Origin of the sequence: Streptomyces sp. NPDC059850, from assembly GCF_042731515.1 — a bacterium.
Classification (GTDB): domain Bacteria; phylum Actinomycetota; class Actinomycetes; order Streptomycetales; family Streptomycetaceae; genus Streptomyces.
Genome location: NZ_JBHWJI010000114.1, coordinates 1 through 11,392 on the forward strand (window position 1 = coordinate 1; position 11,392 = coordinate 11,392).

Annotated in this window: 5 protein-coding genes; 3 read left to right on the plus strand and 2 right to left on the minus strand. The window is 71.2% G+C overall.

The genetic code is table 11. From position 1 onward, the window contains the following. Both ACFV9T_RS41890 and ACFV9T_RS41895 read right to left on the minus strand, forming a co-directional pair. On the minus strand, positions 1-1,454 hold a 1,454-nt coding region (locus ACFV9T_RS41890), incomplete at its 3' end, for a type I polyketide synthase (RefSeq protein WP_385448951.1). Positions 1,455-1,486: 32 nt separating this feature from the next. Continuing rightward, positions 1,487-8,665, minus strand: coding sequence for a type I polyketide synthase (locus ACFV9T_RS41895; RefSeq protein ID WP_385448959.1), 7,179 nt, complete (start codon positions 8,663-8,665; stop codon positions 1,487-1,489). A 225-nt stretch (positions 8,666-8,890) separates the two neighbouring features. Here ACFV9T_RS41895 and ACFV9T_RS41900 point away from each other — a divergent pair, with 225 nt between their 5' ends. The 3 genes from ACFV9T_RS41900 (at position 8,891) to ACFV9T_RS41910 (ending at position 11,340) form a co-directional block, all read left to right on the plus strand. After that, the gene (locus tag ACFV9T_RS41900) at positions 8,891-9,703 is read left to right on the plus strand and encodes an SAM-dependent methyltransferase (protein WP_385448954.1); all 813 of its coding nucleotides are present in this window, start codon (positions 8,891-8,893) and stop codon (positions 9,701-9,703) included. Between the two features lie 629 nt (positions 9,704-10,332). Then, a complete protein-coding gene (locus ACFV9T_RS41905; RefSeq protein ID WP_385448955.1) occupies positions 10,333-11,103 on the plus strand; it encodes a BTAD domain-containing putative transcriptional regulator in 771 nt (256 codons plus the stop codon). 12 nt (positions 11,104-11,115) lie between these two features. Beyond that, entirely contained in the window at positions 11,116-11,340 is a 225-nt protein-coding gene (locus ACFV9T_RS41910; protein ID WP_385448958.1) for a DUF5988 family protein, read from the plus strand. Positions 11,341-11,392: the final 52 nt, after the last annotated feature.

The following is an 11,392-nucleotide window of genomic DNA, read 5'->3' on the forward strand; positions in this document are numbered from 1 at the left end:
CCCGACACCACCCACGGCACCACACCCTCAACAGGCCGAGCCACCTCAACCCGCGCAGACACCTCCGGAGCCTGCTCCACGACCACATGCGCATTGGTGCCCGAGACCCCGAAGGAGGACACCGCCGCCCGGCGGGGCCGGTCCAGTGCGGGCCAGGCGGTCGGCTCTGTCAGCAGCCGTACGCCGCTGCCTTCCCACTCCACATGCGGGGTCGGCTCGTCCAGGTGCAGGTTCGCGGGCAGGACCGCATGCTGCAAAGCCGTCACCATCTTGATGACGCCCGCCACTCCTGCGGCCGCGTGGGTGTGTCCGATGTGGGACTTCAACGAGCCCAGTAGCAGGGGCCGCTCGGCGGGGCGGTCCTGGCCGTACGTGGCGATCAGCGCTTCGGCCTCGATCGGGTCGCCCAGCTTCGTACCGGTGCCGTGGGCCTCCACGACGTCCACATCGCCCGGCGACAGCTGGGCGCTTGCCAGGGCCTGGCCGATGACGCGCTCCTGGGCGACGTCGTTGGGCGCGGTCAGACCGTTCGAGGCGCCGTCCTGGTTGATCGCTGAGCCCCGGATCACCGCCATCACCCGGTGGCCGTTGCGCCGCGCGTCCGACAGCCGTTCCAGCACCACCAGGCCGACGCCTTCGGAGAAGCCGGTGCCGTCCGCGCTGGCCGCGAAGGACTTGCAGCGGCCGTCCGGCGCCAGCGCCCGCTGCCGGGAGAACTCGGTGAACATGACGGGCGTGGCGAGCGAGGTGACGCCACCCCCCAGCGCCAGGGTGCATTCGCCCTGCCGTAGCGCCTGGCAGGCGAGGTGGATGGCCACGAGCGAGGCGGAACACGCGGTGTCCACGGTCACCGCCGGTCCCTCCAGACCGAACGTGTAGGCCACCCGGCCCGAGATCACGCTGGTGAGAGTGCCCGTGGTGGCGTACCCCTCGAAGCCCTCGGGGATCCGGGGGGCCCGGGCCAGATAGTCCTGGCTGGACACTCCCGTATAGACCCCGGTGCGGGTGCCTTTCAGGGTGTCAGGGTCGATTCCGGCCCGTTCCAGCGCCTCCCAGGCGATTTCCAGGACCAGCCGCTGCTGCGGGTCCATCGCCAGCGCTTCCCTCGGGCTGATCCCGAAGAACGCGGCGTCGAATTGATCGGCCTCGACGAATCCGCCTTGGCGGACGCAACTCGTGCCGTAATGCTCGGGATCGGGGTGGTAGAGGTTGTCCAGGTCCCAGCCACGGTTCGTGGGGAAATCGCCGATCGCGTCCACGCCCGAGCTGAGCAGGTCCCACAATTCCTCGGGGGAGGTGACCCCGCCCGGGAAGCGGCAGGCCATACCCACCACGGCCACCGGCTCCTGGGCGCGCTCCTCCGCCGCCCGCAAACGCTGCCGGGTATCGTGCAGATCAGCGGAGACCCGCTTGAGATACTCGACCAGCTTCTCTTCGTTCGCCACTGGGGTCACCCGGCCTTCAGCATTCGTCGCGCCCGGTACATTCAGGACACACCAAGCTCGTTGTCGATAAAGTCAAGAACCTGATCCGCGGACGCGGACTCCAGCCTTTCCGCGATATTCACCGCATCCGTCGACTTCTGCGTCGGGACCTTGCCTTCGGGGGAAAGCCGCTGCACCACATGGCGCGCGATGCCCTCCGGGGTCGGATATCTGAAGATGAGGGCCGCGGGCAGGCGCAGTCCGGTGGCCGCCGCGAGGCGGTCGCGCAATTCGACGGCGGTCAGGGACTCGAAGCCCAGCTCCTTGAAGCTGGCCTCGGCGTGCACCGCGTCGGGGTCGGTGTGTCCGAGCACGGTGGCGGCGTGCTGGCGGACCAGGTGGAGCACCGCCCGCTGTCGTTCGGCCGCCGACAGCCCCCTCAGCCGTGCGGTCCAGTCGGCCGACCGTGCGCCGGCCACGGCGGCCGCGGTGCGCCGCCGCCCGCCCCGTACGCCACTCGGTACGCGTTCATCCACGCCATGACCGCCCGAGGGCCGCAGCTGCTCGGGCGTGGCCGGGCGCAGCACAAGCGCGTCGATGGTGAGCACCGGTGCGCCCGCCGCGTCGGACACGGCCACCCGCATCCCGCGCTCGCCGTCCGCGCCCTGCCGGTGTGGGGAGAGCCGGACCCGTACGGTCGTGGCGTCGGCCGCCCAGAGCGCCACGCCGTTCATCGTGAACGGCAGCCACAACCGGTCGTCAGCCGGGCCCTGATTCTCGTCGGACGCGAGCGCCGGTTGCAGGACCGCGTCCAACAGGGCCGGATGGATGCCGTACCCGCCGGGCTCTCCGGCGGCCTCCGGCAGCTCCACCTCGGCCAGGACGTCCGCCCCGTCGCGCCACATCGCGCGCATGCCCTGGAAGGCCGGGCCGTACACGTAGCCAGAGGTGGCGATCCGTTCGTACAGCCGGTCCGACGCCACCGGCCGCGCACCGGCCGGGGGCCATGCCCCGGGCTCGGCCGTCTGCTCGTCCGGCGCGGGCGGGCGCAGTACGCCCGTGGCGTGGCACGTCCATGCCGTGAGCGCGCTGTCGCCGTCCGGGCGGGCGTACACGCGTACGTCACACCGCCCGTCGTGGGCGGGGGCGCCCACCGCCACCTGTACGCGGAGGCCACCCGTGGCGGGCAGCGCCAATGGGGCCCGGAACGCCAGCTCTTCGACCTCACCGCAACCGGCCTCGTCGCCCGCCCGCAACACCCATTCCACCAGGGCGGCGCCCGGCACCAGCGCCACACCGCCCACCACATGCTCGCCCAGCCAGGGGTGTGTCCGCGGGGAGATGCGCCCGGTCAGCATCAGGCCGCTGCCGTCGGCGCACTCCACGGCGGCGCCCAGCAGGGGGTGTTCGGCGGAGGTGAGGCCGAGGTCGGCGGGGTCGCCGCCGCGCGGGGCCGGGGCGTCCAGCCAGTACCGTTCGCGCTGGAACGCGTACGTGGGCAGCTCGACGGTACGGGGCGGCGGGTCGGCCGGGAACAGGGCGGCCCAGTCGATGTCCACCCCGGCGGTGAACGCCAGCCCCAGCGAGCGCGTCAGCTGCGCCCGGCCGCCGTGGTCGCGCCGCAGCGTCGGCACGGCGACGGCGGTGGCATCCGCCTCCTCGAAACACTCCCGCATCCCCATGGTCAGCACCGGATGGGTGCTGGCCTCGATGAACACGCGGTGGCCATCGGCCAGAAGCGCGTCGACCGCGTCGGCGAACCGTACTTGTTCGCGCAGGTTGCGCACCCAGTAGCCGGTGTCGAGGTCGGCGGGCCGGGCCCGGCCGCCGGTCACCGTCGAGTAGAACGCCACACCGGTGTCGGCCGAGATGGCCGGACGGATACCGTCCAGCAGCTGGGTCAGCTCCCGCGTGATCTCGTCCACCTGGGGGCTGTGGGAGGCGTAGTCCACTTCGATCAGCCGTGCGCGCTCCTCCCTCTCCTGGCATGCGGCCACTACAGCCGCCACCTGTCCGGGCGGTCCGGACACCACCGTGGATCCGGGCCCGTTGACGACTGCCACCACGACCGCCGCGGCGCGGTCGCCCAGTTCGGTCAGCAGGTCGGACGCGGCCTCCCGGCCCAGCCCCAGCGAGGCCATGGCGCCGCCACCGGCCAGTCGGCACAGCGCCCGGCTGCGCAGGGCCACGACCTTCGCACCGTCCTCCAGCGACAGCGCCCCCGCCACCACCGCGGCCGCGATCTCGCCCTGGCTGTGGCCCACGACGGCTGCCGGGCGCACTCCGTACTCCGCCCACACTGCCGCCAGCGAGACCATCACGGCCCACAGCACGGGCTGCACCACATCGACCCGGCGCAGGTCGGCCGCTCCCTCGGTGCCGCGCAGCACATCGGTGAGCGACCAGTCCACATACGGCGCCAACGCCCGCTCACACTCCACCACCCGCCGCGCGAACACCGCTGAGGTGTCGAGGAGTTCGGCGCCCATCCCCCGCCACTGCGATCCCTGCCCCGGGAACACCAGCACCGGTCCCGGGCCGCCCGCCGCCACGGCTCCGGGAGAGACCGCGCCGGGGCCCATGAGGCCCGGGTGACTGTCACCGGCCGCCAGTGCCCGGACCGCCGCCATCAGACTGTCGCGGTCCTCGCCGACCGCCACCGCCCGGTGTGCGAACGCCGACCGCGTGGTGACCAGCGACCAGCCCACCTCCGTGGCAGACGCGTCGGGATCGGTGTCCAGTACGGCGGCCAGCACACGGGCCTGCCCGCGCAGCGCCTCCGCGCTACGTGCCGACAGCACCCAGGGCGTGGGCCCGTCGCCGGGCGGGGCGCAGGTCGCGGCGTCCGGTTCCGGAGCCTGTTCGAGGATCAGATGGGCGTTGGTTCCGCTGATACCGAAGGAGGAGACGCCCGCGCGGCGGGGGTGCTCGCCGGACGGCCACGCGACCGGTTCGGTGAGCAGGCGTACGTTGCCGCTGTGCCAGTCGACGTGCGGGCTCGGCTGGTCGATGTGCAGGGTGGCGGGCAGCTGTCCGTGCCGCATGGCCATCACCATCTTGATGACGCCCGCCACTCCGGCTGCCGCCTGGGTGTGGCCGATGTTCGACTTCATGGATCCGAGCCACAGGGGACGGTCCGTTCGGCGCTCCTGCCCGTACGTGGCGAGCAGCGCCTGCGCCTCGATCGGGTCGCCCAGTGTGGTGCCGGTGCCGTGCGCTTCCACCGCGTCCACCTCGGACGGGCTCAGCCGGGCGGCGGCCAGGGCCTGGCGGATCACCCGTTGCTGCGACGGCCCGTTCGGCGCCGTCAGGCCGTTGGACGCACCGTCCTGGTTGACCGCCGAGCCCCGGATCAGGGCCAGCACCGGGTGGCCTTCGCGCCGTGCGTCCGACAGTCGCTCCAGCAGCACCAGACCGGCGCCCTCGCCCCAGCCCGTGCCGTCCGCGGCCGCCGCGAACGGCTTGCACCGGCCGTCGGGGGCCAGGCCGCGCTGACGGGAGAAGCCGGTGAACATGCCCGGTGCGGACATCACGGCCACGCCGCCAGCCAGCGCCATGCGGCACTCTCGCTGCCGTAGCGCCTGGGCGGCCAGATGCAGGGCCACCAGCGACGACGAACACGCGGTGTCCACCGTCACCGCGGGCCCCTCCAGACCGAAGGTGAAGGCGATGCGCCCGGACACGACGCTGGGCGTGCTGCCGGTCAGCAGATGGCCGTCGAGCCCCTTCGGCGCCTCGTGCAGCCGTGGGCCGTAGTCCTGGGGTGTCACCCCGACGAACACACCGGTCGAGCTGCCCGCCAGCGTGTCGGGGCGGATGCCCGCGCGCTCGAACGCCTCCCACGCGGTCTCCAGCAGCAGCCGCTGCTGCGGGTCGGTGGCCAGGGCCTCGCGCGGGCTGATGCCGAAGAAGTCCGCGTCGAACCGCGCGGCGTCGTACAGGAATCCGCCCTCGCGGGCGTAGCTGGTGCCGGGGCGGTCCGGGTCCGGGTCGAAGAGGGCCGCCAGATCCCAGCCCCGGTCCCCCGGGAACTCGCCGACAGCGTCCACGCCCTCGGCCAGTAGCCGCCACAGTGCCTCCGGTGTGTCGGCGCCGCCGGGGTAGCGGCAGCTCATGGCCACCACCGCGATGGGATCGTCGTCGGTGGCCGCAGTGGTGGCCGGTAGCGGCGTCGTCAACGGCATCGGGCTCGGCGGCGCGCCCGGGGTCCGGTCGGCGCGGGTGCGCAGATGGGCGACGACGGCCAGCGGCGTGGGGTGGTCGAAGGTGAGCGTGGCGAGCAGGGGCACGCCGGTGGATTCGCTCAGCCGCTCGCTCAGTTCCGTGGCCGCGAGGGAGTCGAAGCCCAGCTCCTTGAAGCTGAGGGCCGGGTCGATGGCCTCCGGGCCGGGGTGTCCCAGGACGGCGGCCGAGGCGTCGCGCACCACGTCCAGCAGGGCACGGTGGCGCTCCGCGCCGGTCAGTTCCGCCAGCCGCCCGGCCAGCGGCGCCGGGGTGGCCGCGCTGTCCGTGGCCGGGGCCGTGGGCTCCGCCCCGGGCCAGTAGCGCTGTCGCTGGAAGGCGTACGTCGGCAGGCCCGCCGGGCGGGAGCGGGGTCCGCCGAAGACCCGATCCCAGTCGAGGTCGGCGCCGCGTACGTGTGCCTCGGCCATGGCCGTGGCGAACGTACGCGCCTCCGGCCGGTCGCGTCGCAGAGCGGCCACGGCGAGGGGGCGCGGCCGGTCAGGGCCGTCCTCGGTGGCGGGGGGCTCGGCGAGGCATTCGCGGGCCATGGCGGTCAGCAGGGCGTCCGGTCCGAGTTCGAGGAAGGTGGTGACGCCCTCGGCCCGGAGGGTGTTCATTCCGGTGGCGAAGCGCACCGCGTCGCGGGCGTGGCGGGCCCAGTGGTCCGGGGAGGCGAGCTGTTCGGCGGTGGCGACACGGCCGGTCACATTGGAGACGACGGGAATGGCCGGTGCGGTGACGGTCAAATCAGCTGCTACGGACTGCAGTTCGCCGAGAATCCGGTCCATGTGCGGGGAATGGAAGGCATGACTGACCTTCAGCAGATGCGCCTTGTGGCCGCGCTCCCGCCAGATGGCGGTGGTGTCGTGGACGGTGTCCCGGTCCCCGGAGACCACGACGGAGGCGGGTCCGTTGACGGCGGCGATGCCGATCCGGTCCTCCCGCCCGGCCAGCAGGTCGGTGGCTTCGTCCACGGTGGCCTGCCAGGCGGCCATCGCCCCGTCCGCCGTGACCGACTGCATGAGCCTGCCCCGGGCTGCCACCAGTGCGCAGGCGTCGGGGAGGGAGAGCGCTCCGGCCACGTGCGCCGCGGCGATCTCGCCGACCGAGTGGCCCATCAGGCAGTCGGCCGTCAGCCCCCAGGAGGCCACCAGCCGGTACAGGGCGACTTCGATGGCGAACAGCGCTGGCTGGGTGTACGACGTGCGGTCCAGCAGTGCCGCCCGAGGCGTACCGGGGTCGGCGAACATGACGTCGCGCAGGGGCTGGTCGAGGTGCGGGGCGAGGGTGTCGCAGACCTCGTCCAGGGCGGCGGCGAAGACGGGGTGCGCGGCGTACAGTTCGCGGCCCATGCCGGGGCGCTGGCTGCCCTGGCCGCTGAAGAGCAGCGCGATCCCTCCCTCGGCCACCCGGCCCCGGACGAGTCCGGCGGTCTGTGTGCCCTGCGCGAGCGCGTCGAGTCCGCGCACCAGCTCGTCGGGGTGGTGGCCCTCGCCGAGGAGCACGGCGCGGTGGGCGAAGGCGGTCCGGGTGGTGGCCAGTGCATGGCCGATGTCCGCGCGTCCAATGTCGGCAGGGTGGGCGGCGAGGTGGTCGCGCAGCCGCCCGGCCTGGGCGCGCAGCGCCTCGGGGGTCCTGGCGGAGAGTGGCCACAGGACGACGGACGGGGACGGTGGCGGTGACACCGTGGCCGAAGCAGGCACGGAGGCAGAAGCGGGCGGTTCCGCCAGCACCAGATGACAGTTGGTGCCGCCCATCCCGAAGGAGCTGACCCCGGCGACGAGCGACTGATCCGGACGTGGCCACGCGTTGAGTTCGTCGTGGACGCGCAGTCCGAGACGGGCCAGCGGAATGCGCGGGTTCGGGGTGGCGTAGTGGAGGCTGGGCGGGAGCTGCCGGTGGGTGATGCTGAGGACGCACTTGAGCAGTCCGACGATCCCGGCGGCGCCCTCCAGGTGGCCGACGTTGGTCTTGGCGGAGCCGACCGGCAGGGGGTTGTCCGCCGTACGGGCGCGGCCGAGGGCCGCGCCGAGCGCCGCGGCCTCGACGGGGTCACCGACGGGCGTGCCGGTGCCGTGCAGTTCGACGTACTGGACGTCGCCCGGTGAGGTTCCGGCGCGCTGGTGGGCGAGCCGCACCACGGCTTCCTGCGCCGCCGGGCCGGGGGTGGTCAGGCCGTCGGTGGCTCCGTCGTTGTTGAGAGCGCTGCCACGGATCACGCAGTACACCGGGTCGCCGTCGCGCACCGCAGCGGCGAGGGGCTTGAGCAGGACGGCGCCGCCGCCCTCGCCGCGTACGAAGCCGTTGGCGCGGGCGTCGAAGGTGTAGCAGCGGCCGTCCGGGGAGAGTCCGCCGAACTGGGCCGCGGCGGCCTCCATGCTCTCCTCGGTGAGGATGAGATTGACACCACCGGCCAGCGCCAGGACGCACTCGTCGCGGCGCAGGCTCTCGCACGCCGTGTGGACGGCCACCAGGGACGAGGACTGGGCGGTGTCGACGGTGAGGCTCGGTCCGCGCAGCCCATAGCCGTGGGAGATCCGGTTGGCGATGATGCTGCGGTGTACGCCGGTCATGGCGTGCCGGGTGCTGGCGAGGGGGCGGTGGTGGCGCAGCACGGCCGCGTACTCGTCCCAGATGGCGCCGACGAAGACACCGGTGGCGGTGTTCTTGAGCGTCTCGGGGCGGATTCCGGCGTCCTCGAACGCCTCCCAGCTGAGTTCGAGCATCAGCCGCTGCTGGGGGTCCATGGACACCGCTTCGCGCGGCGGGATCCCGAAGAACTCGGCGTCGAACGTGTCGACGTGGTCCAGGAATCCGCCGTACCACGCAGGGGAAGGAGCCGCCGGGGTGCCGGGGTGGCGGCGGTCGGCGGGCATCGCGGTGATGGCGTGGCGGCCCTGCCGCAGCAGCCGCCAGAAGGCTGACGGGCTGGGTGCGTGGGGCAGTCGGCAGGCCATTCCCACGACGGCGATGGGTTCCGCGGGCTGAGGTGGCCGGGTGGGCGGGGCGCTAGCCATCACACCCGCAGGGATGTCGTTGGTCATGGGCGGCACTCCCGCTCCGGATTGATGATCGGTGCGAGCACGTGGCCCATCGTGGGGCGCGGTTCTAAAGGCACACCAAATGCCCTCGGCCGGTCACTTTAGAGACGCGTTACCGGAACCCCGGACCATCGCTGAACAGGTGGGCCTTAGTGGCCACTTGACGGCCGATCGGAGCGCCGAGCACACAGGAGGAGTGCCATGACATCCCCATCACCCGCGCCGCCAGGCGGCCAGGTGTCGGATTACTACAGTTCGCTCGGACCGCTGCTGCAGATGGCGTGGGACGACAACTTCCACTTCGGCTACTGGGACGGTCCGTCCGACACCAGCTCGGTCCAGGAGGCCACGGACCGCTTCACCGATCTGCTCATCGAACGGCTGCGGGTGGGCCCGGGAGACCGGGTGCTGGATGTGGGCTGCGGTATCGGCAAGCCCGCGCTGCGGGTGGCGTCGATGACCGGGGCCGGTGTTCTGGGGATCACCATCAGCGAGCTTCAGGTCAGGCAGGCGACCGAAGCGGCGTGTGCCGCGCGCATGTCCGACCAGGTGTCGTTCCGGTACGCCGACGCCATGGCCATGCCGCTCGGGGACGCGTCCTTCGACGCCGTACTCGCCTTCGAATCCATCAACCATATGCACCGGCCCACGGCGCTGCGCGAGATGGCCCGGGTGCTGGTGCCCGGTGGCCGGCTGGTGCTGACGGATGTGACGCCGCCGGGCGATGACAGCTATCAGCCGGAGAACGATCCCGGCGCGGTCACCTCGCTGACCCGGATGGGCGACTGGCCCGGCCTGATCAGCGACGCCGGTCTGGTGCTGGACGAGCTGACGGACGTCACCGAGCACACCAAGGACACCGCCAACCGCATGATCGACGGCATCCTGAAGTGCCGCCGGGAGTTCGAGGAGCGGCACGGGGTCAGTGTGCAGGAAGTGCTCGACGCCGCGAAGTCGGCGCTGCCCACGGTGCCCAGTGCCGGTTGCGCGATCGTGGTGGCCCACAAGCTTTGACCAAGGATTCCGGGGCCGGTTTCCACGGGGCGACCGGCCCCTGAAGTCCCGCAATTATCCACATCTCATCAACGGCACCGATTCGACGCGGTTTTGGGCATGGCGCGCTTGAACCCGTCGACTCGATCAGCGTATTGTCATTCGCTGACCGCTACTCGGGGCCGACGATATCCGGACCCTGATCTTCCACACGGCATCGAAATGCGCGCCTTTCCCCGCGGGAGCGCCTCTAGGGCGCATCTATCCGGATTCTAGGTGAGGTGGGTAGTCATAGGAACCGCTTAGAACGAAGGGCACCTGCCAGGGGCAGTGAACTGCGGATTCGTGGTTTCTGAATCACCGGCAGGTCCGTGATAAAGAGGGGTGAGTAATGGCAGTCGCGAACGACGTGAGTAAGCGGAACCGGCAGCACTGTCCGTCCCCGTGCGGCGATAAACAGCTGGTCCACTTCCCACAGGCGGGCGGCTCGGCGGCACGTACGCGACGTAGGCCCGCACATTCGTTCGTCTCCAACAGACAGGCGCCACCCCCGGGCGGGCACGGAAAAACGAACAATCTCGCGGGGATTTCCGGCAACGGGGCCGACTGTCCCATGACCGCACGCATCGGCGACTGGGACGGGGCAAGCAGTGCGATATGAGATCATGGGACCTCTCCGCGTGGTCGAGGACGGACGGAAATTATCCATCAGGGCGCGGAAGATCGAAGTCCTGCTGACCGTCCTCCTGGTCCGCGCGGATCAAGTGGTCCCGATCGACCAGCTCATCACGGAGATCTGGGGCCAGGACCCGCCTCGCCGGGCGATCGCGGGCCTTCATGTGTATGTCTCCCAGATTCGCAAGTTCCTGCGCCGGCCTCATCAGAGCGAAAGCCCGGTTATCACCCGCCCTCCGGGATACGTCCTGCGGCTGGGGCCGGATGATCTCGACTTCCACTGTTTCGAACGGCTGGTGGGCGAGGGCCGGGATCATCTCCGGGAGCGACGCTACCAGCAGGCCACGGCCAGCTTCGAAAGCGCGCTCGACCTCTGGCGCGACCCGCTGCTGGACGATGTGTGCCACGGGCCGATTCTCGAGGGATTTCAGACCTGGCTGAAGGAAGCCCGTCTGGAATGTGTCGAGATGCTGACCGATTCACGGCTGATGCTCGGGCGCCACCGTGAGCTGGTGAGTGATCTGTACCAGCTGACCACCGAGCATCCGCTGCGGGAGGCGCTGCATCGTCAGCTGATGCTGGCGCTCTACCGCTGCGGCCGCCGGGCGGACGCCCTGCATGTGTATCAGGCGGCCCGGAAGACGCTCAACGAGGAACTCGGGCTCGAACCGTGCCGGGCTCTCCAGGACATGCAGCGGGCCATCCTCACCTCGGATGACCGGCTCGAACTGCACGTTCCCGCGTAAAGAGGTGAACAGGTGACGGAACAGAGCACATATTTTCCCGACGGCGGCCCGATCGAGGTCATCCTCGAAGGCGGGCCGGACGATCTCCCCCGGGCGCATCGGACCGGTCAGTCGTCCCTTGCCACCCGGAAGCTCAAAATCCAGCACCGCAACGGATACGAGCATTTCGAACTCGTTGACGGCGATCTCATCCCGGTGGTCTTTCGCTGGATCATGCGCACCAAAATCGCCGAGTAGCCACCGGGCTCGGAAAACCTCCGACGAAGGGGGGTGCCGGACCGCTTGTCCA